The organism is Pseudomonas sp. CFBP 13727 (assembly GCF_014841915.1).
Taxonomy (GTDB): domain Bacteria; phylum Pseudomonadota; class Gammaproteobacteria; order Pseudomonadales; family Pseudomonadaceae; genus Aquipseudomonas; species Aquipseudomonas baltica.
The window spans coordinates 321,517-347,494 of record NZ_JACYUT010000001.1; the positions used below are offsets into that span (position 1 = coordinate 321,517).

Sequence of the window (25,978 nt, forward strand, 5' to 3'; positions counted from 1 at the left end):
ACAGGGCAATGACACTGCTTTTTGTCGACTTTTCGCACAGTCGCACCCACGCACTCCCTACAGCCATGCCTGTGACCCGGCGGATAGCATGAGGCCCGCTTCCGCAGATGAGATCAACCAGGTGACTATCAAAACCATTGTGGCCGACGACCACTCGGCCGTTCGACTTGGGCTGCGCATTGCGCTGGAGCGCGCCCCGCGCGCGCGTTTCAGCGTGGTCGGCGAGGCCGAAAACGCCAACCGAGTGCTCGAATCGCTGCAGCAGCATGCCTGCGATCTGCTGATCACCGACTACCGCATGCCTCAGCTCGAGGGGGGCGACGGCCTGGCACTGCTGCGCCAGGTGCGTCTGCGCTACCCGCGCCTGCCGGTGCTGGTGCTGACCACGCTGGACAATCCCATGGTGCTGCGGGCTATCCTCGACAGCGGCGCCCGAGGGCTCTATGACAAGCAGGAGTGCCTGAGCCATCTGAGCACGGCGGCCCACAGCCTCATGCGCGGCAACCACTACCTCAGTGCACGCTTCACCCGACGCCTGGCCGAATATGAAGTGGAACACCGGGGCGCCCATGAACGCCTGTCGGCCCGCGAGTTGGAAGTGCTGAGGTTACTGGTGGGCGGCATGAGCGGACGCGACGTCGCTGCACGTCTGCAGCGCAGCGAAAAAACCATCAGCCGGCAAAAGCGCTGCGCCATGGAAAAACTGGGTATCAGCCATGACGCCGCACTGCAGGAATACGCTGCCGTGGTCGGCCTGCCGGACTGACCGGCAGGCCGCAGGCTCAGGCGTCCACTGGAGTGCGCATGGTGACGAATTCTTCGGCAGCGGTGGGATGCACGCCGATGGTTTCGTCGAAGACCTGCTTGGTCGCGCCCGCCTTGAGCGCAATCGCCAGGCCCTGGACGATCTCACCGGCATCAGGGCCAACCATGTGGCAACCCAATACCTTGTCGGAGTCGGCATCGACCACCAGCTTCATCAGGGTGCGCTCCTGGCTATGGGTCAGGCTCAGTTGCATGGGTCGGAAACGGCTCTCGAAGATCTGTACCGAATGCCCCTGCTCGCGCGCCTCTTCCTCGGTCAAGCCCACGGTGCCGATGTTCGGCAGGCTGAACACTGCAGTGGGGATGTGCTTGTAGTCCACCGGGCGATACTGCTCAGGCTTGAACAGGCGACGCGCCACGGCCATGCCCTCGGCCAACGCTACCGGGGTCAGCTGCACACGGCCAATAACATCGCCCAGCGCCAGGATCGAGGGCTCTGTGGTCTGGAACTGCTCGTCGACCTGGATGAACCCCTTGTCGTCCAACTGCACACCGGTATTTTCCAACCCCAGGTTATCCAGCATCGGCCGGCGCCCGGTGGCATAGAACACGCAGTCCGCCGCCAGCTCGCGACCGTCCTTGAGCGTGACCTTGAGGCTGCCGTCGTCAAGCTTGTCGATGCGGGCAATATCGGAATTGAATTGCAGGTTCATGCCGCGCTTGGTCAGCTCTTCGCTCAAGTGCTTGCGCACCGCTCCGTCGAAGCCACGCAGGAACATCTCGCCGCGGTAGAGCAAGGTGGTTTCGCTGCCAAGGCCATTGAAGATCCCGGCGAATTCGACGGCGATGTAACCGCCACCAACCACGATGACGCGCTTGGGCAGTTGCTCGAGGAAAAACGCCTCGTTCGAAGTGATGGCATGCTCACGACCCGGCACATCGGGAATCTGCGGCCAGCCACCGGTGGCAATCAGGATGTGCTCGGCGCTGAAGCGCTGGCCATCCACTTCGACCGTGTGCGCGTCCACCAGACGTGCATGACCTTCCAGCAGTTTCACGCCGCTGTTGATCAGCAGGTTGCGATAGATGCCATTGAGCCGTTCGATCTCCTTGTTCTTGTTGGCAATCAGCGTCGGCCAATCGAACGAAGGCTTCTCCAGGCTCCAGCCAAAACCGCTGGCGTGGTCGAAGTCGTCGGCGAAGTGGGCGCCATACACCAGCAACTTCTTCGGCACGCAGCCGACATTGACGCAGGTGCCGCCCAGGTAGCGGCTTTCAGCCACTGCCACTTTCGCACCGAACCCTGCGGCGAAGCGCGCCGCGCGCACGCCGCCGGAACCGGCGCCAATCACGAATAAATCGAAGTCATAGCTCATGTTGCTCTCCTGGCACCTGCACGGCCCGCACGCGAGCCGTAGCCATAAACAAGAACGCCGCTGTCCAGAGGGCAGCGGCGTCGCTCATGCTAACCGATTGGGCGTCAGATGAACGCTTTGCCGGTCTTGTAGAAGTTTTCGAAGCAGAAGTTGGTGGCGTCGATGTAGCCTTCGGCGCCGCCGCAGTCGAAACGCTCGCCCTTGAACTTGTAGGCCAGCACGCAACCGTTCTGCGCCTGCTTCATCAGGGCATCGGTGATCTGGATCTCGCCACTCTTGCCTGGCTCGGTCTGTTCGATGAGGTCGAAGATGTCCGGGGTCAGGATGTAGCGACCGATGATGGCCAGGTTCGACGGCGCATCTTCAGGCTTTGGCTTTTCAACCATGCTGGTCACGCGAAAGATATCTTCACGGATCATGTCGCCGGCGATCACACCGTACTTGTGGGTTTCCTGCGGGTCGACTTCCTGAATGGCCACGATCGAGCAGCGGAACTGGTTGTACAGCTTGACCATCTGCTGCAGCACACCGTCGCCGTCCAGATTCACGCACATGTCGTCCGCCAGCACGACGGCGAACGCCTCGTCGCCGATCAGCGGGCGACCGCTGAGAATGGCGTGGCCTAGGCCTTTCATCTGCACCTGGCGGGTGTAGGAGAAGGTGCACTGGTCGATCAGCTTGCGAATGCCGACCAGGTACTTTTCCTTTTCGGTGCCCTTGATCTGGGTTTCCAGCTCGTAGCTGATGTCGAAGTGGTCTTCGATCGCGCGCTTGCCGCGCCCGGTGACGATGGAAATCTGGCTCAGGCCAGCTTCCAGAGCCTCTTCGACGCCGTACTGGATCAGCGGCTTGTTGACGATCGGCAGCATTTCCTTGGGCATTGCTTTGGTCGCTGGCAGGAAGCGGGTACCGTAGCCGGCCGCTGGAAACAAGCATTTCTTGATCATGTGAGTCCTTACAGAAGAGCAATGCTGACGAGTTACGGCACAGTCGGGTTCAGGCGTCGACTACCTAACAATGCCTGCCGCTGGCCAACCGATTGGTTGATAGAGAAATCCTGATGCAGATAGTTCCACTGCAAGGTAAATATTGCTACACCGGTCGAGCAACGGAAAATTTCCTTGCACAACTACCCTTGCCGCCTGGCAGTGTATAGCATTGCGCCACCGCATAGCGGCCCCCTTGTCTACCTGAAGAATCCCGCCCGATGAGCACCCTCCTGCGCACTACCCTGGCCTCCCTTGCCGTGCTTGCCGTTTCGGCATGCGCCAGCACTTCGCCCACCATTCTCAAGAACGGCCAACAAGGCTTGAACATCGATTGCTCGGGTCAAGCCATGTCCTGGGACAAGTGCGACGAACAGGCCCGCCTGGAGTGCCCTGCCGGCTATCAGACGGTCGCCACGCAAGGTGTACCGCGGCGTACCGGCGAGGTCGGGCTGACAGATGCCGACCTGGGCAACTACCAGACCCGCAGCCTGGTGGTGGTGTGCAAGTAGAGACGGCTCAGCCGGAAATGCATTTCTCGGCCGCCTGACGCACGTCGGCGGGGCGCAGCGGAACGTTGGACAGACGTTCGTGGACCTTGATGCTGCTGCCGCCGGAGCGATCGTCGACGATCAGCACGGCGGCTGGATCCTTGGAGAGTTTCTGCGGAACGATGATCCGATAGCCGTCATGCTTCTGCTCGATCACGGAGGGCCCGCGACTGTCGCTCAGGTGGGCGACCACGCAGGTGGAATACTCCTTGGGGGTCTTGCCGGAAATCACGCTCATGGTCTCGGGGCTTTTCTCGATGTCCGTCACGGTGGCACAACCACCGAGCAATACCACTGCCGTCAACCAGGCCCACTTCATGATGCATCTCCGTCATTAAATACCCTGTGACCGCAAGGTCATGAATTTGCTCCATGCATCGGTAGAATTTATCCGTGCCGCGGCGCGCATGATATCGTTGCGCTTTTGCGCGCACCTGTAACTCGCGCACCGGCAACAGTGGAGAGCCCATGAAATTCGTTCACCAGCGCGAGCACCTCAATGAAGATGACTTGGTCGTCATCGAGTGCTCCCAGCTCTGCAACATCCGCCTGATGAGCGATGCCAATTTCCGCAGCTTCAAGAACGGTGGACGACACACCTACCACGGCGGCGCGTTCGATACCTTCCCGGCCAAGATCAGCGCGCCGAGCACAGGCTTCTGGAACATCACCATCGACACTGCGGGCACCAAGCTGTCCAGCGTGGCGCGCAAGAGCAGCTTCACCCACAAGATCAAGATCGTGCGCCGCACGGCTTCGAAATTCACCTGATACAGGGGCGCCCATGATCAAGTATGTGATCCGCTACAACCTCGACGGCCAACGCCGCTGGGATTTCGCCCACCTGGCCACCGGCTCGCTGGAAGAGGCCCAGGCTGCCCTGGTCGCCTTGCACGGCGAGGCTGCGGCGAGCATCAGCGACATTCACGTCAGCAAGGCCCTCTGAGTCCAATCCGCGGCGCGCCCTTCGCGGGCAGAGCCCGCTCCCACAGGGGTGATCACGAACTCTGTGGGGGCAGGCACTCCGCGGTACGGCCTTCGCGGGCGATGACCGCTCCTACAGGGGTGACAGGTACTTCGGGGCATATGCATTCTGGTTCTGTGCATATACTCAAACATCACTTTTACGTCTATTTACAAACTGTTATCTTCCGTCGGCTCTGTCGAGAGCCCGCGACCGTGCGCGTGCTTTTCTGATGATGCGACAAGACAGCCTGAGAACAGGATCACCATGTACGTTTATGACGAGTACGATCAACGGATCATCGAGGACCGCGTCAAGCAGTTCCGAGATCAGACCCGCCGCTACCTGGCTGGCGAACTGAGCGAAGAAGAGTTTCGCCCGCTACGCCTGCAGAACGGCCTCTACATCCAGCGTTTTGCCCCGATGCTGCGCGTCGCCGTGCCCTATGGCCAGCTGACATCGCGGCAGACGCGCATGATGGCCAAGATCGCTCGCGACTTCGACAAGGGCTACGCGCACATCAGCACGCGACAGAACGTGCAGTTCAACTGGCCGGCCGTGGAAGATATTCCCGACATCCTGGCCGAACTGGCCACCGTGCAGATGCATGCGATCCAGACCAGCGGCAACTGCCTGCGCAACGTCACCACCGACCAGTTCGCCGGCGTGGCCGCCGATGAAGTGATCGACCCGCGCCCGTGGTGCGAGATCGTTCGCCAGTGGACCACGTTCCACCCGGAATTCGCCTACCTGCCGCGCAAGTTCAAGATTGCCGTGAACGGTGCAAGCACCGACCGCGCCGCCATCGAAGTGCATGACATTGGCCTGGAGCCGGTGCACAACGACGCTGGCGAGCTGGGCTTCCGCGTACTGGTCGGTGGCGGCCTTGGCCGCACGCCGGTAGTGGGCGCGTTCATCAACGAGTTCCTGCCCTGGCAGGACCTGCTCAGCTACCTCGATGCCATCCTGCGCGTATACAACCGCTATGGCCGTCGCGACAACAAGTACAAGGCCCGGATCAAGATTCTGGTCAAGGCCCTGACGCCGGAAGTGTTCGCCCAGAAAGTCGATGCCGAGATGCAGCATCTGCGCGGCGGCAGTACCACACTGACCGAGGCCGAACTGCACCGCGTGGCAAAGCACTTCGTCGACCCGGAGTACAAGGCCCTGCCCGACTTCGCCGCCGACCTGGCGCAACTGGATGCCGAGCATCCGGGTTTCGCCCGCTGGCGCTCGCGCAATACCCTGGCCCACAAGAAGCCGGGCTATGTGGCCGTGACCCTGTCGCTCAAGCCCACCGGGGTGGCCCCCGGCGACCTGACCGACAAGCAGCTCGACGCCGTCGCCGATCTGGCCGACAAGTACAGCTTCGGGCAACTGCGCACCTCACATGAGCAGAACATCATTCTGGCCGACGTCGAACAGGCGCAGCTGTTCAGCCTGTGGAACGAGTTGCGCGAAGGCGGTTTCGCCACCCCGAACATCGGCCTGCTGACCGACATCATCTGCTGCCCGGGCGGTGATTTCTGCTCCCTGGCCAACGCCAAGTCGATTCCGATCGCCGAATCCATCCAGCGCCGTTTCGACGACCTGGACTACCTGTTCGACATCGGCGAACTGGACCTCAATATTTCCGGTTGCATGAACGCCTGCGGTCACCACCACGTCGGCCACATCGGCATCCTTGGCGTGGACAAGAAAGGTGAGGAGTTCTACCAGGTGTCCCTGGGTGGCAGCGCCAGCCGCGACGCCAGCCTGGGCAAGATCCTCGGCCCGTCATTCGCCCAGGACGCCATGCCCGATGTCATCTCCAAGCTGATCGACGTGTACGTGGAAAAACGCACCGAAGACGAGCGTTTCATCGATACCTACCAGCGGATCGGCATCGACCCCTTCAAGGAGCGCGTCTATGCAGCGAATCATTAAGAACAACGAAGTCGTCGACGAAACCTGGCACCTGCTGCCCAAGGACACCTCGTTCGACGGCATCAGCAACTGTGACGACCTGATCGTGCCCCTCTCGCTGTGGCGCGAGCACGGTCCGGCGCTCAAGGCTCGGGACGGTGGGCTGGGCGTCTGGCTGGACAGCGACGAAGAAGCCGAGGAAATCGGTGAACAGGCCAACGAGTTCCAGGTCATCGCTCTGAACTTCCCGGCCTTCACCGACGGCCGCAACTACTCCAATGCGCGCCTGCTGCGCGATCGCTATGGCTTCAAGGGCGAACTGCGCGCCATTGGCGACGTGCTCCGCGACCAATTGTTCTACCTGCACCGCTGCGGGTTCGATGCCTTCGCCTTGCGCGCCGACAAAGACCCGTACGAAGCCCTGGAAAGCCTCAAGGATTTCTCCGTGAGCTACCAGGCGGCCACCGACGAACCGCTGCCGCTGTTCCGTCGCCGCTGAACCCTGGTTGCAGACCGTAGCCGCCGCGCCACTACTGGCGCGGCGGTCACAAACTTGCACGCCGCCGCTCGATCCTTCCTAAGAACCGACCAACGCTGCCTGGGTCAGCGCTCGATGGAGCGCGTCCAGCGCCTTTCGACGGGCCTGATCGATGGCCCCGTAGAGTTCCAGCGTGGCTTGTTCGGTCAGCACCACTTTCGCCGCCTCCCCCTGCTCGCCCTGCCATACCACGCTCGGCGCCAAGGTTTTCAGCTGCTCAAGCAACGGCGGCAGCCCGGATACCTCTGTGGTGAATGCAGCATTGGCATCCAGGGCTTCTTCGAAATGGTTGATCACCTCGGCCCAGAAGTCCGCAAGCGCTGACATACGCTCCGGGTACACCTTGCGCAGGTACAGCTGCCAGAAAGGCTGATCCACCAGCCAGTCGGTCAGTCCGCTGTCGGTAGCGCGCTCCAGCACGGCGCGTACCACATGCTCGACAGTGGCCGAAGCGATCTGTTCGGTGTAGAGCATCTCGGGTTGCGCGCGCAGCCCCAGGCGTGACTGCGCCAACCCGCGCAAGCGCAAGCGAATCTCCACCTCGTCCGGCACGGCGGCCTGCAGTTCCGCCTCGGTGATCTCGTCGAACGGCAATAGCGCCGGCGCAGGATCGCCAGCCAGCAACGCCTCGCGCCGTTGCAGGCGCGCCTGGGTGATGCCCACGGCGTATTCGTCCACCAACGCCGCCTTGTACAACTGGCGACTCAAGGCCAGCAACGGCTTGAACATCGCCGCCCCACCATCGATGGCGCTGGATGCCGCCTGCCAGGCCAGGACCCGGGTTTCGAAGTCATCTATCACCACGCTGATGCCATCGCCGCAGGTGTTCTCGGTCAAGGTCGCCTGATCGAACAGCTGCTGACGCAGGTCCACCACACCCAGCCCATCACCAGCGCCCCCCTGCACCGGCGGCACCAGTGCCTCCATGATCGCCCACATGCGCTGCTTGTAGGCCAGGGAGTGTCTGGCGTAGCCCGCCGTGCGCGAGACTTGATCCATTACCCGATAGAAAGCCGCCGCCCCCTCACTGCTGCGATCCGCCGCGATGCGCTGCGCAAGGCCCGCTTCGCAGCCTTCCAGCCAGCGCTGGTCGACCACCGGGCGGCCTGCTGCGCCAGCACCGCCCATCCAGCGTCGACGCGGGAACACACCGGCCCGACTCAGGCGCTGATAGCTGGGTTCCGACAAGGGGTTGTTGTCCAGATTGAGCACCGGACGGCCGTGGTTGACCAGGTTCAGGTTGATCTGCGCCATGGCGCTGTTTTCCAGCACGGGCACGCGGACGATCTCGTTGCCGCTGAGGTTGGCAATTCTGATCACCTGAGGCACACGATTGAAAACCTGCGTCAGCCCCGGCGGCCAGGTGCCGATGCCAGTCCCGCTCAACCCCAGATAGCGCAACGACAGCAGTCTGTCGAGCGTCGGCGGCAGCAGCAGCGGGTTGCCGTTCAGATCCAGGGTCTGCAGGCCAGACAAGCCTGCCAGCGCCGTGCGTCGTGCCTCGCTCAAGCGAATATGGTTGCGCTGCAGGCGCAAGGTTTCCAGTTCCCGCAATTGCCCCAGGGCGGTACAGGCGGCATCGTCGAGGGTCAGCGCATTGCTCGACAGATCCAGCTCGCGCAGATGCGGAATTTGCCCGAGCGCCTGCAGGGCTTCAGCCGGCAGAGGGTTATCGACGATGCTGCCCTCGGCCAGGCGGATCGCGAAGCTGCGTCGCAGGCTGAGGTAGCGCAGCGCGGTCTGGGTGGGGTGGCTGATCAATGCATCGAACATCTGTGGCGCGGGAGCCAGCAGGTTTTCGTCGAAGTCCAGAGTCATCAGCCTGGCCATCGAGCGCACCTGCCCCGGAATGGCTGTCAGCCGGTTGTTCGACAGGTTCAGGCTGAACAGATTGGGAAACACCGACAGGAAGAACGAGGGATCGCCTTGCAACCCCATGGCGCTCATGCGCAAGTGCCGCACATGGCTGAGGTCGGCCACCAGCAATGGCAGATCACCCAAGCGCTGCCCGCCAAGGTCCAGAATCGTGGTTTCCCTGCGCCAGGCGCTGATGATATCGCGAGCAGCGTTGTCCCTGTTCACGTCCACCGGCGCGCGCCGGCGCCAATCCTTGAGTTCCCGGCGCAATACCTGAAATTCCTGCTCCAGGCGCTGCAAGGCCATCTCGAACGACTCATCGGGCCGTACCATCGATTCACGCAGCACCTGCAGACTGGCTTGCGACAAACCCGGATACAGGTGGCGCAACCGTCGGTTCTGCCTCCAGCCTGGTTGGCCACGCCCGCTGAGCGCGTAGCCGATGCCCTGCGAGTGGCGTTCCGGTGATTTGAACCAAGGCTGTACCTGACGTTGCCCGAGCAGTCGCGACACGCGGCTGCGGTCGGCGCGAACCAGGCCACTCAAGCGCTGGCGCAGTGCCTCCCCAGCGCTGGGATTGAGGTCCAGGGCGCTGCGTTCGCCGTCGGGCAAGGCGCGGCAGATGGCGCTGTACAGATCCATCCACCCGCCCAGTTCCTGGTCGCGCTGGTCATAGGCGCGGTAGCGGCCCTCACTGGCCACGATGTACTTGAGCTCGGTATCGACCCCGACGCCCGCTGCCGCGGTGAAGTCGCCGGCCTGGCCGCCGTCGCGCAACTCCAGGCGCACCCGGCCCGTCCATCCCGGCAGGCTGGGCAACAGGCCGATCACCACCTTGTCGCGGTCCGCAGAGCCACCGGTGTCGAAGATCAGCGCGCTACAGGCCTGGCTCGAACGCCACCGCGCCAACCGCGCGCGCGCCTGCTCGGCCACACGCAGCGGCAGCCGCCCAGCTTCGCGGATACACGTGCGCTCGGCAGCGCTGACCGACGCGCCGATCTCATTGGCGATTCGCACCGGCAGGCCCGGAAAATCGCGACGCAGTATTCCAGCCTCGCGGCTGGCAGCAGGCTGCTGGCGCTCGATCAGCGAGGCCAACAGCTGCTTGCCCTGCTCATCGAGCATACCCTGGCCACTGGGCCCCATGCGCGCGGCCAGGTCCTGATGGGCCCGGTAGCGAATGACACCCTCGTGCAGGGCCGCCGGCAGTGGCTCCTGGTCGACGTGCAGGCGACGCAACCGGTCCAGGGGTACGCCATGGATCTCGGCCAGGGTCAGCAGGTCGTCGTCGCCGATGCGCTCGGTCATGGGACCGAAGCGGCGCATCAACCCGGCGCCGCGCCATTGCAACGGCTGCTCCAGAGCGTGCTGCCAGGCGCCTGCGCCATTGTGCTGGACGCTGGGGCGATAGGCCGTCGAGCCTGTGGGATGAATCACATGGCCCCGAGCCTGATCGGCAGTGAGTTGCACTTCGAAAAAGTGATCGTCGAGCCGGATGAAGGTCTTGCCCAGGTGGCGGTAGACGCCTTGGTCGTCGGCCATGATAGCGACGGGCAAATCGACTGCCCGGTAGTCCTGCAGATCCGGGTGCAGCAGGCGTTGGCGACCGTCGGCCAGCCGCACCTGTTGCATCTCGTCGACCACACCGTCCGCGCCATAGGTCGTGCCGAAATCGGCGGCCACGCCGTGGGCGACGACGGCCAGTGCCAGGTTGCCGACGATGCCCTTGAAGTGTCCGAACGCTTCGTCGGTGCGGCCATCCTCCCAGGCCTCGATACCGTGGTAGACCTCACCGACCAGCTGCTGCGCGATCACCGGCACCATCACCTCGCCCAGCGCCGGGATGCACAGGGCAGCCAGGTTCAACAACGACACACCCTCCTCCAGCCAACCGGCCCAGCGCGCCTGACGCTGATCGGCGTCGATCCGATCGGTAGGCACCGCCAGGCACCTGGCTTCGGCCTTGAGCCAGGCCACATGGCGCTCGTGCAGATGGGCAAACAGCTCGCCGCGCACCGACACCTCGACGATATCCAGCTTGGGCCGCGCATTGACCACGGCGATCTTGCGCCCGTTATCACCGTCCTCGGTGCGCCAGAGCCGACGTTGCAGGCGTGCCTGGAACTCGGCGCGTTCGGTCTGCGCCACGCGCGCAAGCAACCGGCGAACGGACTCGGGCTTGAGTAGCTCCACGGCCAGCGCCTGGATGAACTCGGCCGTCGATGCGTATTGCTTCAGGGGTGCCCGCGCATCGCCCGGCATCCATACCAGACAAGGCATGGGCGCCGTCGCCTGGCCCACTCCGCGCGCCGGCCCGATCACCAGCACATCGTGCAGCGCCGACCCGAGCAGGCTCAGCCGAGAGAACTGTACCGTGCCGGTACCCCAGCGCTCGACGCGGCCGGCGACCACACTTTCGACCACCTTGAAGCCCTGCTCGTCGATGTCCCCCTTCATCCGCGCGACATGGGCCAGCACCCGCAGCTGGGCCCTGCGGGTCGCGTTGACTGCGGCAGCGACCTGGGCACGGGTGGCGGTGGCGTCGAACACTTCGCTCAAGTGAGCCTGGTACAGACGCCCCAGGTCCAACTGGCGGACCAGGGTGGCGAACTGTCCGGGGTCGATCGGCAGTGGGTTGTCGATGCGGTATTCAAAGCGGCTGGTGAACGGCCCGAGCGGGAACGGACCGCTCTTTTTCACGCTGCCCGAGGGTGCCAGCGTGGTGCGCGGATGAAAATCCGGGTCTGCCACGAAGTTGCCCAGCGCTGCCATGATCAGTGGTTCGGCTTGAGGCACATGGTCGTTATCCAGACCCAGCAGGTGTTCGCGCGTCTGGATACGGATGAAGTCCGTGGCATGGACATTCAAGGTTGCGCCGAAGCGCATGCGCATGGCCTCGGCGAGGATCGGTTCGGCGAACGCGACCACGCTGCGAAACCCGGCCAGGGCCAGGCTCAGCTTCGAGCGGCAACGCTGGCGCTCGACCTGGGCTGATATCAAAGCGTCACGATGCTCGCTCGAAGCACGGGTGAACCAAGGCAGTGGGCCGTTCGAGCTGAATTGCTCGGACACCAGCGCTTGCTGCAACTGGTTCATCTGCGTCGTGCCGATGGCGGCGGCCCATGCGGGGGTGCGCTCACGAATGAACGCATCATGGCGACCTGGAAGGGGAATCTCGGTGCTGGACATGCTTGGCTTTCCTGGTTTCGAAGAACGCCCAGCAAAACAGAGCCAACAAGGGCGGCTGCGGTAGCCATGCACCACAGCCGCCGGGGCTTGCCTATTGCGTCATGGCCTCCTGCGTCAGCGCACGCAGGACTGTCATTTCCGCGGCCTGGCGCTCCACCTGCAAGCTGACCAGCTCCTGGTCAAAACCGTCGTCATAGTCACGCGCCTGCAGCTGCGCCAGGCGCACCTGCCACGGTGCCTGGGCGGCGTCCAGGCGAGCCCGGTGCTCGCGTCGCAGGTAATCGAGCCAGTAGTCCTGGCTCATGTGCCACTCCAACAGGGCTGCATCGCTCTCCTCTTGCAGCACCTGGCCGGCTACCGCATCGAGCTGGGCCAACGTCACCGGTTCGATGGCCCCGAACAGCATGCCATGGGGCTGGTTCAACAGACCCAGCCGCGTGGCCAGGCCAATCCGATAGGCCAGCAGTACCTCGACCTCTTCCATTTCGTCCGCGTCGATATCGCGGGCCGCCGCGCGCGCCCGCACATCGGCGCGGGCCAGGCTGTCGACGCGATCCAGGCGGTACAGGCTGCGCGACAACCCAAGCAGCTGAGCACTGCGTTGCGGCCCATCGAGCGCGGGGTCGGCTGCGCGGACGTACATCTGTTGTTGTTCCAGGTCGGCAAACAGTGCCATCACCTGATCACCGCAGGTGTCCGGGCGCTGGGCGATGGCGAACAATTGCTCGCGCAGCGAGCTCGACGCAGCTGCCGCGTCGATCACTTTCCAGGCCCGCTCGGCCAGGTTGGCGGGAACCAGACGGTAGTCTGCGGTATCGCTGAGCCTGCCCAGCAGCTGCATGAAGCGCCGGCTGCCCGGCATCGCACGCAGCCTGGCCAGGCGCGCCGCAGCCTCGCCGTCGGCCGATTGCGCCAGTATCTGCAGGTAGTCGAAGACCACGCCCACAGCCTGCAGGCGGCTAACTGCAACGGCGCTCAAGTGGGCGAAAGAAAGACCCAGAGGGCGTGGCACTTGTGGCTCGCCTCGGAAGAACGCCAGCGTGTGCAGCTCGGGCACCTCGACGATGGGGTTGTCGTCCAGCTCGACCCAGCGCAGGCGCAGCGGTTGCCGGTCCATCAGGCCGGTCAAGCCGACAGGCCACTGCTGCAGCTGACAGTCGCGCAGGCGCAGCCCGCCTATGGCCTGAAGCAGGCTCAGGTCCAGGTGCGGGCCCACCGGATTGCCCGACAGGTCCAGGTAGTCCAGCGTTTGCAGGCTGCCCAGCGCCTGCATGGCCTGGGGCGTCAGGGTCATGCCGTTGCGGCCCACCCACAGGCTTTCCAGGTTGGGCAGCCTGGCAAGAATGGGCAGGTGCTCGGCCATCGCCTGGCCATCGGTGTTGTCCAGGGCCAGGTAGCGCAACGAGGACAGGCTGGCCAGGCGCTGCACGGCGGTCGGGGGAATCTGCATGGGGTTGTCGCGCAGCACCAGTGCGTGCAGGCCAGGCAGTGTGGCCACCTCATCGAACATCGTTGGCGAGGCCCGCAGGCGGTTGTCGTCGAGCGCGATCATCTGCAGTTCGCTAAGCGCCGTGACACCGGGCGGGATCCGCGTCAGGTAATTGCTTTGCAACTCCAGGTGTTCCAGTTGGGTGAACATTTCCAGAAACCCGGGCGTCAGCTCGGTCAGGCCGCACTGTTCCAGCGACAGATAGCGAACCCGGGAAAAGTCGCCTTCCAGCACCGGCAGCGCACCAATGCGCAACTCCGAGAGATCGAGCACTTGCGACATTTCACCGGCACCGTCCTCGGCCAGGGGTGCCTCGCCGCGCCAGGAAGCCATGATGCGCTGCCGCGCCAGCTCGCGATCTGCGCTGGCGACCGCAACGGGTTGCCCATCGGCACCTGGCGTGGTGGTGCTTTCCTGGGCCCAGTGGGCCAGGGAGGCATCCAGCCGCCGCCCTTCGTCGAAGCGTGCCTGCTGGCGAGCGGCGCTGAGGGGACGCACAGGTTGCGCCAGTTCGTCCTGGCTGCCACCACGACCGCTGAGACGATAACCCCAGCGGTGCCCCGCGATGCGCTCGGGCGCCGTGAAGGCCTTGGGCCGGCGCTGGCCAATGAGCCGGGCGGCCCGCAGGCGATCCCCGGCTGCCAGGGCCAAGAGTTTCTGCGGCGAAACAGTGCGCTGTTGTTGCTCGCTCATGGCCGCCGTCAGGCCCTGGCGCAGCCTGGCGGTGCGTGCATTGCCGGCGCCAGTGAGGCCGAGGATGGCTCGATTGAGCTGCGCCTCCCACAGGCTCCAGCGTGCCTGGGTGGCCAAGCGCAGCGGAACGCGGGCAGCGGCAATCAGCTGTGCCCGTTCGCGGTCGTTGGCGCCGGCCGCTATCTCTTCGGCAACCACCTGCGGCAGGCGGGGAAAATCGCGAAGCAAGGCGGCCGCCGGATGCCCGACAGGTATCGCTGGTGCTGCTTCGCGCAAACGCGCCAGAGCAGCCGTACGCTCACTCGCGGGAAGCGCCAGCACGGCCCGTTCGGCGCGCAGGTCATCGGCGCACGCCTTGACCAGCGCCGGGAGCTTGCCGCCGCGACGATGCAGATCGCGCAACTGACGCCCGCTGATTCCGCTGACCTGGCGCACCCGTTGCAGCGCGGCATCATCCAGCCCGTCCAGCGCAGGGCCGAATCGACGCAGCGCCTGCACCGCAGTCCATTGCCCTGGATCTTCGTGGGCCACGCGCCAGGCGCCTTCACCGTTGTGGGTCAAGGCCAGGCGATACTCGACGTCGGCCGCAGGATGTTCGATGTACCACCTTGCGCTACTGGCCTCGAAGCTTTGTCGGTAGAACAGTCCATCGTGCTTGATGTAGTGGCTGCCCCCGTGCACGTATTGCCACTGCGCATCGGGCACCAGCGTCTGCGGAAGCTGCTCGCGGGCCGCGAACGCTTCCAGGGTGGTAGGCCACAGGCGGGTGCGCCCGGCTCGGTCGACGACCGGCAGCATGCCGGCCACGAACGGCGACCGCGCCAGGGCCACGCCGCCTGCGACCGTGGCGCCCACCACAGCGAGATTGACCGCGACGGCGAAAAAGTGAGCTGCCGCTTCTTCGGTCTGTCCGTGGGTCCAGTCGTCCATGCCGACGAACAGCTCGCCAAGCAGTTGAACGGTGCCGACGGCGGCCATCAACGCACCGAGGGCCGGCACCGACAAGGCGGCAACATTGAGCAGCGTCACGCCCTGCTGCAGGTAGTGCATCCAGCGCGCCTGCCGCTCGGCGGCGTCGATCTCGGCAGTCGGTACAACGAAGTAGCGCGCATCCGCCGCGCGTTTGGCCAGCATGGCCTCGTGCAGTAGCGGCACCAAAGCCTGGGCGCTCGTGGTGCGGCGCAGACCGATATCGGCGTCCGGATCATCCAGTGGACCCTGTGCAATGCCCCACTCGACACGTTGCGGACGCAACGTGTTGTTCAGCCTGAGAAAGAACTCGCGGCGGTCGGGCTCGGCCACGAACCCCGCAAACCAGCCCTGGAAGGCACCGTCGCGCAACTTCGCACGCAGGTCGGCACTGAACGCGTCGAAGCTGGGGTACTGCTTGAAGGCACCGTCGCCAGCACCAGGCATATAGACGATGCACGGTGCACTGGATTGCGTGCTGGTCTGGATGGACACCACACCGTGCAACGTCGTGCCGCTGTGCACCCAAGTGACCAAACCACGCAGATCGCACAGGATCACTGGCTGACCCTGCCACTTCACCTCACCCGGCGTATCTGCCAGCAGCTGCTGCACCACGCTGCAGGCTTGCGCATCGAGCTGGCCGCGCAGCAACGCCTGCTGCGCCTGCACGGCCAGTTCGCTGCGTATATTGGCGCGAAATGCACCCGTGACCCATTGGCTTCTGAGCGCCGTGGGCTTGAACACCTCATCGAAGCGTTGCTGGTAGGCACGGCCCAGATCCAGGTCGCGGCACAGCCGGGCGAACTGGTGAGGTTGTACCGCGATCGTGTCCTTGGCCTGATAGTGCCAACCGTAGCTCCAGCGCAGGCCGTGCTCTTCGAGCCGCAATTGCAGGGCATCGGGTTGCAGCAGCAGCGTGCCGCCGGTGAAGTGGCCAGGGCTGGCTTCGTCTTCACTGAAATTGGCCATGGCCGCTTCCAGCAACGTACGCCGCCGCACACTGAGCGGTCGGCCGAGAATCGCCGAGCCACGGTCGAATTCGACCCATTCGGCGCGAGTGACATCGACAGCGCCCGCTGCACCGAAGGCAGCGTCGAAGGCCGATTGCAGACGGGCGCCGACGAACTCGGCCGGACCGACGAAATCTTTCGCCAGATACTGCGCAGTCGCCTGGCTCGCGCGGTTCTGGCGCAAGGCTTTCTCGTAGGCGCGAATGGCCACTGGCTCGGCCTTTCGCAACCAGTCCGGGACATGCTTGGCGATGACAGGGTAATGGGCGGGGGTGTCGCTGACATGCAGCGCGGGTGCTGGGGTAACCAAGAGCAGGCTCCAATCCGGGTAATCCACGGCGACATGCCGCAGATGGCCCAGTGGAGCAAGGCGCCCGAAGCGCCCGGTGTTACATAACGCTGGACGTTACCAGAAACGCTGCTGGCTGAGCTTCTCCCAGGCCTTGCCGGCCAGGTGCTCGACCGAGCCGCTGGCTGCCAGCCCTACGCGCTCCTGCAGGCTCTTGGCCTTGGCGTAATGAAGATGGAACACCTCGGCTTGCCTGGCGCGTTCGGCCAGGTATTCGTCGCTGGTCTTGAGTTCGTCGACCAGCTGCTTGTCGAGCGCCGCCACGCCGAGCCAGACCTCACCGGTCGCGACATCGTCGATCGACAACTGCGGGCGATAGTGGGCAACGAAACTCTTGAACAGCTTGTGGGTGACGTCGAGGTCTTCCTGGAATTTCTCCCGGCCCTTCTCGGTGTTCTCGCCGAACACGGTCAAGGTGCGCTTGTACTCGCCGGCGGTGAGCACCTCGAAATCGATGTCGTGCTTCTTCAACAGCTTGTTGACGTTGGGCAACTGCGCGACCACGCCGATGGACCCGAGGATGGCGAACGGCGCGCTGATGATCTTCTCGCCGATGCAGGCCATCATGTAGCCGCCGCTGGCGGCAACCTTGTCGATGCACACGGTCAGCGGCACACCGGCCTGGCGGATGCGCGCCAGTTGCGAGGACGCCAGGCCGTAGCTGTGGACCATGCCGCCGCCGCTTTCCAGGCGCAGCACGACCTCGTCGTTGGGGGTGGCCAGGGTCAGCAGTGCGGTGATTTCATGACGCAGGTTTTCGGTGGCGGAAGCCTTGATGTCGCCATCGAAGTCCAGGACGAAGACCCGGTGCTTGCTGTCGGGCTTTTTCTTCTTGGCTTTCTTCTCGTTCTTCGCCTGTTCCTTGCGCAAGGCCTTGAGCTTGTCCTTGTCGAACAGACCGGCCTCGAGCCGCTCGCGCAGGCCCTTGTAGAAGTCATTGAGCTTGCTGACCTGCAACTGGCCGGCCGGTTTGCGCCGGCCCTTGGCGCGCAGCGACGCGATGGCGGCCAATACCACCAGAATGGCAACGACCAGGGTGACGGTGCGGATCAGAAACCCGGCGTAATCGGCGAAAAACTCCACGGTGACTCCTTACATGCATGACGCCCGCCAAGCCAGGGGGACGATGGAATGAGCCCAGCATACCGGGGGGCAAAGCCTTGGGCCAGCCGGGAAACGCTTGGCATCAAACGAGCCATTCAAACGCACGTATGATTATTCGTTGACAGGCGCCGATACCCCCCCTAACCTCGCAGGACTTTCACTGCCCTATCGAGCCAGGCCGCCCAGGCCCTCGCGATCATTGCACCCCTCCAACAAAAGGACCGCACCATGACCTCCGTAGCCGACGCCGTACACGCCATGAAAGCCAAGTTCAATCCAGAGGCCGCCAAAGGCCTGGACCTGGTATTCGGATTCAACATCACCGACGAAGACAAGCAGTACGCCCTGCTGGTGAAAGACGGTACCTGCGAGCTGCAGGAAGGCGAAAACCCAGACGCCAACGTGACCCTGGTCATGGACAGCGAAACCCTCAAGGGTATCGTCAGCGGCGAAACCGACGGCATGCAGGCGTTCATGGGCGGCAAGCTGCGCGCCGAAGGCGACATGATGCTGGCCATGAAGCTGAGCGAACTGTTCCCGGTCTGATTGTTCCCGGTCCAGACCTGCGCTTCACCGCACCACCCCACCTGCCCCGACCACGCCTCGGGGCAGGTGCGTCTCAAGCCTCATCCGTATGTCTCCCCTCGCCACATATGTACAGCCATGGTACGCCTGCATCGCCCTAGCCTTGACCGCTCTCAGGCCGGCACCTGCCGCCTGTTCCTTCGATGGAGCGCATCATGGTCAATACCCTCCCCTGGTTTCACTCGCGTCAACTTGCCCAGTGCATGTCCCGCCACCTCACCCAGGCATTTGAAAGCGAACAACTGAGTGTCATCGAATACGACTGGCTGCGGGGCCTGCCAGATCGCCCCACCATTGCGCCGGACATGCAGGTCTGCCTGCTGGGCAATGCCGATCCCGGCGTGTTCTGCGGACTGCGCATCACGCGCACCGATCCGGACCTTGCGGCGGCCTACTATTACTCGCCACTCACAGGCATCCTGCCGTTCACCAGCAGTGCCGCCCTGCGCGATGCCCTGTTGGCGCGGTTGCAGGCCGAAGCCGGGGCTCGGCCGACCAGCACGCGCGAGCCGAAATGGGTGTCAGTGACCCAATCACCGTTCAAGCGCTGGATGAAAGCGATCATTCTGGCGCAAGCGCGGCGCCTGAAAGCCATCGACCGTACCTGGCATCAGTTGCCGCTGCTTGGCGATATCCTCGACCGCGACCTCACCGCAGCGCTGCGCACTGCGATGCCTGCCAGCGACCCGATCATCCCGCGCAGCCACAAAGTGCATCGTGTCGACCGCCAGACCCAGGCAGTGGTCAACGTGCAGCGCTTGCTCGATACCGCTCTGGACCTGCTCGCCGACTCACCGCAACCCGACTGCGAACATCGTTTCCTCGGCGTCTATGGACAGACGTTGAGTGACGCCGATGCGCTTTGCTACCGCAGTACGCTGATGGCCACCAACTCACGATTGGCGAAAAACTACAGCGCTGCGCTGGCCGACTTCTGGCGCGCCAACCCCGACAACGAGCGCGGCAGCCTGCGCGATGGCCTGGGTCGGAGCCTGCAGACTGCCTACCTGAGTGCAGTGCTCGAGGCGCAAAGCCATCTGCATGCGAGCAACGCGCAACTGGAGCTGCTGAAATCGGTGGCGACATCGCCAGCGCCTGCCGGTTTGCGCCTGGAAACCCTTCGGTTCAACGCCGACCAGGCGCTGAACGACGAGCCCGTGGCCTGGCCAGGCACGCTGATCATCAGCGACGCCGACCAGGCCAGCCTCGGCTACTACATCTTCAGCACGGACCAGGGTCTGTCGCATTGTGCCGACCTGCAGGCGCTGGGTGACTACCTGCAAGGGCTGGTCGCCGGGGCGAGCGACAGCCTGCGGCTGATCAAAAGCGATCGAGCATTGTTCAACGCGATGATTCGGCCTGTACCCCAGCGCCTGGCGCTGACCGGGCAAGCGTTCCAGACCCTGGCCGACGGCTTGATCGACTTGCAACGGCGCCGGGTGCAGGAGGTGTTCGGCAACGCGTCAGCCCTGCGCCCTTCTCCGCTGTTGGCGGTCGCCGAAGCGTTGGATCTGCGCAAGCTGGCACACCCTCGGCTGCACTGGCTCAGTGGCGAGCGACCGATCACCGCCCTGGCCCTGCAGGCAGTCGAGCCTTCCACGAATCAGGCCAAGAGCAACTGGCTGCTGCAGATCGAGACCCTGCGCAGCTGGCAGCGATCGACCATGCACTGCGTCTCCCCGGTCAAAGACGGTGTGCGCCTGTTGTTCGCACCCGGCCTGCTGGCGATGCAGTCCCCGCTACCGGCCGACGAGTTGCGTCTCCACATTGATGGAGCACCGGAGTTGGCGGCTATCGGGCTGGTCGACTACTTTCTGGAGCGGACCAGCGGCGCCATCATCGCGCCACTGACCTCGGCGGATCGAGTGTTGAACCTGGCAGGCATCGAGCTCAACTGGCCCGACGTCGAACATATAGAACAACTCGTGCTGGCCTGCAGTCCGGCACTGACGAAAACCTACCGCGGCCTGGTGCGCCGGCAGATGTCCGCACCGCAACCACCCTGCCTGGGTGCCTATGACCTGCCAGGTCAACGGCGGGCATTGCGTGAACTCGGCCTGCGCACCAGCCTGGCCGTCGCCCGGCGTGAGGGCAGCATCGACGAGACACTGCTGCAACTGCTCGCCACTGCACTCGACTATCCCACGGCCCGTTTGCGCAATGCTGCCGACACCGACGTGCATGCCATCTATCTGAGGGTGCCTTCAGAAACGAACACCATCCCGCTGGCCGACATGTTCGTGCTGCACTGCCATTCAAAGCCTGCAAGCCCGGTATTGATGTGGTCCGGCGACCACGGGCTGTTCGCCTTCGACTCGCTGCAGCAACTGAAGAAAACCGTGGCGGCTTCGGCCCGTCATCCGCACGCCCGTACCCGCTGGCTCAACGGCCTGGATCCGGCCTTGATCGCGACAGTCCTGGAACACTTCCAGGCCGCTCCCGTATCCGGCATTCACGTGGAAACCCGTGCGCTGACCGGCGACTTCATTACCGAGCTCGATGCGCTGGAAAGCCATCGTCAGCTGACCGGTCTGGGCGTCAACATGGCGCTGGCCGTCCAATGCGGGTTTTCCGCCACGCTGTTCCAGCGCAATGCAGACTACAGCCGCGCCGACAACATGCTCACCGTTGGCCTGGACCGTCTGGCCGTCGATGCGGCGAACGTGCAGCTTGCCGAGCTGCTGCCCCCCTGGATCCAGCGCGCGAGCGCCAGCCAACTCGCCCGCTACGCCGACATTCTCGGACGCTGCCTGGCAACCGCCAACAGGAAAAGCAATTATCTGGCGCAAATCCCCTTCATCGACGATTTCTCGCGAGACCGTCTGCGCGCCTCCATGGCCAAGGTCTGGCCAGGAGGCCCCAGTGATCCTGATCGGGTCGTGATCAAGCTGACCGACACCAGCGGCGGCGGGGTCAGCATTGGCGGCATGCTCGGTACCGGTACGCTCGTCAGCCGGACCAAAACCCTGACCGAATGGGCGATCAGCCAATTCTCCGGGTCGGTGTCGAGCGAGATGCACATCAGCCTCGACCCGCCCTCGTTGATCATGGATGTACCGACCACGCACCAGGTGCGCGAGGTGGTCAAGGATGCGGATGTGGGTGGCGAGTACCGCAAGCTGCTGGCCGCCAAGCTGTCCAGACAGTCCGGAGACTATCCCTTGCGCCGCTTGCTGTTCGTCAAGGCATTGCCGGCGCAGATGGTGCGCAACGCACTCGAACGGGAGATGCAGGGCAAGATCAGTACGACGGCGACCGACATGATCGCCCAGGTGGTAGAGATGCCAGACGGTGTGGCTCGCGAGCCCTTGAACGGTCAGCGGATCACCCTGGGGCCGCTGGGCTTGATCCCGGACGTGGGCATGAAAGCCGATATTGCCTGCGGCATGTACCTGATTGCGCCGGTGCAACCCGACCGTGGTCCGGTCGTGCTCTACACCTGCTATGGCGAGTCGGAGACCATTCGCGAGTACGCATCGCGCGCGCAGCTGCTGGAGCAGATCAAGACCAACACCGCGCTTCAGGCACAGATCCTGAGCCGACTGCCTGAAGACGTTCATTCACGCTATGAGCACTCGGGATTCACCGAGCCCCATATCCCCTGGACCACCGAAGTCAACGACGGTCAGAGACTGGGCAAACCGCCAGCCATCGTCCTGCTCGATCAACCAGAACAGGGCAACGCTCTGTACTATCTGTTCGAAGACAATCTCCAGCTCATCCAACTGCTGGCACGCCAGCAGACCATGTCCTCGGGAGAAGCGAGCTGGAATGCTTTCTGTCACATCGTGAAACTGGGCATCGAGCAAGGTGCGATGATTCTACCCAGCGTCGTCGGGTCCCTGGTGGCGCTTTATCAGTCGCAACAGCTGCTCAACGATTCGGTCAAGGCGATGGGACGCAGGCGCTGGGGCGAGGCCCTGGCCGACTTCATTGCCGCCCTGGCTTCGGTGGTCGGCGCGCGCCGTGGCGCCGAGCATTTCAAGCGCGAGATCCAGGCCGCCGAAAATGCCGAACACGCACCCAGGGCGCTGGTGGCAGGCCGGCGCTTCGGCGGCCTGAGTGCGGCACTGGCCGCATTGGAAGCCAACGATGTGGCATTGAACAGACTCAACTACGACGCCCTGCTCAACATGTATGAAACCGCCGACCTCGCGCACCGCTATGCCGTGGTCGATGGCCGGGTGATGGAGGTCAAGCGCGCCGAGCAAGGTTGGTACATCGTCAGCAAAGGACGTGAAGGGCCAACCATCACCCTGGATGGCCAGCAGAAGTGGCACGCCGATCTCGAGATCGCGCGGATGGGGGCCGGGTATTCGTTGATGGACAACTACGACACCTGGATCACCGACATCAACATTCCCGACGTATTCATCACCTTGGCCGAAGGCACCGATCAGATCCGCCAGCGCTACCCTCGTCATCACCAGATGATCGTGCGCGCCCATGCCCATGCGGTCGATTGCCTGCGCAATGCGCTGCAAAATCTCAATCAGAAATCCCCCCACGTACCGCTGCCGGCACAGACCCTGGAGATTCTGACCGACGTGTTCGAAGTGGACGTCACGCCGGCCATGCTGCAACGTCTGCGCAGCAGCTGTGTGCAGTTGCTCGACGCACTGACCAGCGATGCACTGGACCCACACTCCTCGCCCCGCTATTGGGACGGGCTCAATGAGGAGGGCCACGAGGGCAACCACGCCTTTGTCTGGGAGGGCGATCCGCAGCAACGCATATTCCTGACGGAAAAATTCTTCGATCTGCCGATCGAGACCATGATGTATTCCAGTCATGAACGCACCCAGGCGCAGTTGTACGCGCACCATCAAGCCGCATCGCTGCTGCACGAGCTCAGCCATCAGGTGCTCAAGACCGTGGACCTGGCCTACCTCGACACCTTTCTGCCGCTGCACCAGCATTATGATGACCTGGGCGGCATGTATGGGCAGGCGCAGGTGTATGCGCGCAGCCTGCTCAAGATTCGCCAGGAAGGGTTGTCCTTGAGTACGCCGGTTGCAAAACTGTTCACTCGCCCGGGTTCCAGTGGTCGACGCGATTTTCGTCCCAGCGATGGGCGTCAGCGCAAAACGGTCCTGCAATTGACAGGCAAGACCCACCTTGCCGATGCCCGCGTGGCCTTCCGGACCGACCCCGAGGTGCGTTCGAAGCTGATTCTGGCCAATGCCGATTCAGTCACACTGCTGGTTTTCCGCCTGGGGCAGGAGGTCTTCACGCCGCCCTCTTCCTGAAGATTTGTTCAGCTTCCATTCGGCGCAAACATCAAGCACGCTGTTTAATAATGAGTATCATTATGTTACAAGTTAGCATCCTAATTACTCGTTGAACGGTGCGAAGTGCTGGTTCCATTCTTGATCATGCTGCGCGAAGGGATTGAAGCCGCGCTCATCGTTGGCATCATCGCCAGCTACCTGAAACAGACTGGTCGCGGTCAATGGATGCCAGCGGTCTGGATCGGCGTCTTCCTCGCAGCGGCCCTGGCCCTGCTGGTGGGCGGCGGCCTTGAGTTGATGAGCGCGGAATTCCCGCAGAAGCAACAGGAATTGTTCGAAGCGCTCATCGGCCTGGTGGCCGTGGTCATCCTCACCTCCATGGTGTTCTGGATGCGCAAGGTCGCCCGCTCGGTGAAGCACTCGCTGCAGGCAGCCCTGGACCAAGCCCTGACTGGCTCTCGCCACCAGGTCGCCGCGCTGATCGCCATGGTGTTCTTCGCAGTCGCCCGCGAAGGCCTGGAAACCGTATTTTTCCTACTCGCCGTGTTCCAGCAGAGCGAAGGTCCCGGTGCGCCCATCGGCGCCCTGCTCGGCCTGCTGCTGGCAGTGGCCATCGGCTTTGCCATCTATTCGGGCAGCATGCGCCTGAACCTGTCGCTGTTCTTTCGCTGGACCGGCTTGTTCATTCTGGTGGTCGCGGCGGGCATTCTCGCCAACTCGGTCATGGCCCTGCATGAAGCAGGGGTCTGGAACAGCTTGCAGAGCGTGGTCTTCGACATCAGCGCCACCCTGCCCATGGACGGTCCGATCGGATCGGTACTGGCCGGCATGTTCGGCTATCAGGACGCACCGACGATCAGCACCCTGGGTGCATACCTGATCTATCTGGTGGTGGCCCTGGTGGCGTTCTTCATGCCCCATGCCGCGCCGGCGCAGGTCAACTCCTCCCCCGCCACTCATCAGTAAGGCTTCCATGTCCAACCCAGTCAATGGCGCCCCGCCGCGCCTGATGCGTATGGCGCTCGCCGCGTCGGTGGTCGTGATGATCGCCGCCGGCGGCCTGTTCTACTACGCGTCGCAAGTCGCTTCGAGCAAACGTCAGGCCAGCGCCCAGAACGAGATCGTGGTGAACATCCATCCGCACAACTGCGAGCCGGCCGCGCTCACCGTGGCCGCGGGGCGCAACAGCTTTCGCATCGTCAACCGCTCCGAGCGGGCGGTGGAATGGGAAATCCTCGATGGCGTGCTGGTGGTCGAAGAGCGCGAGAACATCGCGCCCGGCCTGAGCCAGGTGATCAACGCCAACCTGCAGCCGGGGAATTATCAGATCACCTGCGGCCTGCTCAGCAATCCGCGCGGCACCTTGAAGGTCACGCCCACGGCCGAGTCCGATGCTGCAGCCAAGGCGCGGCCGTCGATGGTGGCTTTCGTCGGCCCTCTGTCGGAATACCGGGTGTACCTGGCAACCCAGGGCAGCGCCCTGATTCGCGCCGTGGACGCCTTGAACCAGGCCATTGTCGCCGGTGATCTGGCGCAGGCTCGCAGCTTGTACGCCCCGGCACGAGCCGCCTATCAACGTATCGCGCCCGCCGCGCAACGCCTGGCCGAACTGGACAATGCCATCAATGCCCGCGCCGACTACTACGAGAAGCGCGAACAGGACACGGCTTTCGGTGGCTTCCACCGCCTGGAGTACGGCCTGTTCCAGCAGAACAGCGTGGAGGGTCTGGTGCCGGTGGCGCAGAAACTGGCCAGCGATGTCACTGAACTGAGGCGCCAGCTGCTGGCGCAGCCATTGCCTCCCGAACAACTGGTGAGCATCGTTGCGCGCAACCTGCACGGGCTGGCGGACATTCGTAGCCAGGGTGAAGAGGAGCGCTACAGCCATACCGACCTGAATGGCTTCGCGGCCAATCTGGAGGGTGCGCGCAAGGTGGTCGACCTGCTGCGTCCACTGTTGACGAAGTCCGCGTCCGAGTTGCTGCCGCGGATCGACGAGGCGGCGGATGAGTTGGCCATGCAGTTGGCGAGCCTGCGCAGCGGCGACGGCTATCAGAGCTACGAGACGGTCAGCACCGAGCAACGCCAGCGGATCGCTGCCCAGGCCAAGGCCCTGGCCGATGCCCTCGACGGCATCGACCCTGCGCTGGGCCTCTCCACCCTGTAGCCGCGTCGGCGGTACCGGCGGTGTAACTGGCTGACCGCGCTGAGCCCAGACGCGGCTTGCACCGCTGCTACAGCGATTACGACAAGCCGCATTGGCAGTGCGCTCTCTGTAGCAGCGGCGCAAGCCGCGTCGGCGGCACCTGCAGTGTAACTGGCTGACCGCGCTGAACCCGGACGCGGCTTGCGCCGCTGCTACAGGGATTACGACAAGCCGCATTGGCAGCGCGATCTCTGTAGCAGCGGCGCGA

The 25,978-nt window shown here is 63.8% G+C and carries 16 protein-coding genes; 10 read left to right on the forward strand and 6 right to left on the reverse strand.

Annotated elements, in window-relative coordinates:
* The first annotated feature begins 121 nt into the window (after window positions 1–121).
* Window positions 122–766 (forward strand): response regulator, encoded by a 645-nt coding sequence (locus tag IFT76_RS01410; RefSeq protein WP_163007478.1) that lies wholly within the window; start codon window positions 122–124, stop codon window positions 764–766.
* Between the two features lie 16 nt (window positions 767–782).
* Here IFT76_RS01410 and gorA read toward each other — a convergent pair whose 3' ends face one another.
* On the reverse strand, window positions 783–2,141 hold the full coding sequence (gene gorA / locus IFT76_RS01415) for a glutathione-disulfide reductase (protein ID WP_192057179.1): 1,359 nt from the start codon (window positions 2,139–2,141) through the stop codon (window positions 783–785).
* A gap of 104 nt (window positions 2,142–2,245) precedes the next feature.
* Window positions 2,246–3,088 carry a UTP--glucose-1-phosphate uridylyltransferase GalU gene (gene galU, locus IFT76_RS01420; protein WP_122476885.1) on the reverse strand — a complete coding sequence of 281 codons (843 nt, stop codon included), beginning with the start codon at window positions 3,086–3,088 and terminating at the stop codon, window positions 2,246–2,248.
* 260 nt (window positions 3,089–3,348) lie between these two features.
* Between galU and IFT76_RS01425 the strand changes: the two genes are divergently transcribed.
* Entirely contained in the window at window positions 3,349–3,639 is a 291-nt protein-coding gene (locus IFT76_RS01425; protein WP_244647852.1) for a hypothetical protein, read from the forward strand.
* 7 nt (window positions 3,640–3,646) lie between these two features.
* On the opposite strand, the gene IFT76_RS01430 is transcribed toward IFT76_RS01425, so the two are convergent.
* A complete protein-coding gene (locus tag IFT76_RS01430; RefSeq protein WP_192057180.1) occupies window positions 3,647–3,997 on the reverse strand; it encodes a hypothetical protein in 351 nt (116 codons plus the stop codon).
* Between the two features lie 149 nt (window positions 3,998–4,146).
* On the opposite strand from IFT76_RS01430, the gene IFT76_RS01435 reads away from it, so the two are divergent.
* The 4 genes from IFT76_RS01435 (at window position 4,147) to IFT76_RS01450 (ending at window position 7,046) form a co-directional block, all read left to right on the forward strand.
* Entirely contained in the window at window positions 4,147–4,449 is a 303-nt protein-coding gene (locus IFT76_RS01435; protein ID WP_122476881.1) for a DUF1883 domain-containing protein, read from the forward strand.
* Between the two features lie 13 nt (window positions 4,450–4,462).
* Complete coding sequence (locus IFT76_RS01440) at window positions 4,463–4,624, forward strand: hypothetical protein (protein WP_163007477.1); 162 nt, start codon at window positions 4,463–4,465, stop codon at window positions 4,622–4,624.
* Window positions 4,625–4,909: 285 nt separating this feature from the next.
* On the forward strand, window positions 4,910–6,568 hold the full coding sequence (locus tag IFT76_RS01445) for a nitrite/sulfite reductase (RefSeq protein ID WP_122476878.1): 1,659 nt from the start codon (window positions 4,910–4,912) through the stop codon (window positions 6,566–6,568).
* On the forward strand, window positions 6,552–7,046 hold the full coding sequence (locus tag IFT76_RS01450) for a DUF934 domain-containing protein (RefSeq protein ID WP_122476876.1): 495 nt from the start codon (window positions 6,552–6,554) through the stop codon (window positions 7,044–7,046). The genes IFT76_RS01445 and IFT76_RS01450 overlap by 17 nt, the downstream gene beginning before the upstream one ends.
* A gap of 78 nt (window positions 7,047–7,124) precedes the next feature.
* Here the strand turns inward: IFT76_RS01450 and IFT76_RS01455 are convergent, their stop codons facing one another.
* The 3 genes from IFT76_RS01455 to sohB form a co-directional block, all read right to left on the reverse strand.
* Window positions 7,125–12,131 (reverse strand): dermonecrotic toxin domain-containing protein, encoded by a 5,007-nt coding sequence (locus IFT76_RS01455; RefSeq protein ID WP_192057181.1) that lies wholly within the window; start codon window positions 12,129–12,131, stop codon window positions 7,125–7,127.
* 91 nt (window positions 12,132–12,222) lie between these two features.
* Entirely contained in the window at window positions 12,223–16,605 is a 4,383-nt protein-coding gene (locus IFT76_RS01460) for an NEL-type E3 ubiquitin ligase domain-containing protein (protein WP_192057182.1), read from the reverse strand.
* Between the two features lie 96 nt (window positions 16,606–16,701).
* Window positions 16,702–17,727, reverse strand: coding sequence for a protease SohB (sohB, locus tag IFT76_RS01465; RefSeq protein WP_122476871.1), 1,026 nt, complete (start codon window positions 17,725–17,727; stop codon window positions 16,702–16,704).
* Window positions 17,728–17,976: 249 nt separating this feature from the next.
* On the opposite strand from sohB, the gene IFT76_RS01470 reads away from it, so the two are divergent.
* The 4 genes from IFT76_RS01470 (at window position 17,977) to efeO (ending at window position 25,731) form a co-directional block, all read left to right on the forward strand.
* Entirely contained in the window at window positions 17,977–18,294 is a 318-nt protein-coding gene (locus IFT76_RS01470; RefSeq protein WP_185793470.1) for an SCP2 sterol-binding domain-containing protein, read from the forward strand.
* Window positions 18,295–18,488: 194 nt separating this feature from the next.
* On the forward strand, window positions 18,489–23,582 hold the full coding sequence (locus IFT76_RS01475; RefSeq protein ID WP_192057183.1) for a dermonecrotic toxin domain-containing protein: 5,094 nt from the start codon (window positions 18,489–18,491) through the stop codon (window positions 23,580–23,582).
* A 105-nt stretch (window positions 23,583–23,687) separates the two neighbouring features.
* Window positions 23,688–24,530 (forward strand): iron uptake transporter permease EfeU, encoded by an 843-nt coding sequence (gene efeU / locus IFT76_RS01480; protein ID WP_122476866.1) that lies wholly within the window; start codon window positions 23,688–23,690, stop codon window positions 24,528–24,530.
* A gap of 7 nt (window positions 24,531–24,537) precedes the next feature.
* Window positions 24,538–25,731: an iron uptake system protein EfeO gene (gene efeO, locus IFT76_RS01485; protein WP_192057184.1), complete on the forward strand. Its 1,194-nt coding sequence runs from the start codon at window positions 24,538–24,540 to the stop codon at window positions 25,729–25,731.
* The last annotated feature ends 247 nt before the right edge of the window (window positions 25,732–25,978 follow it).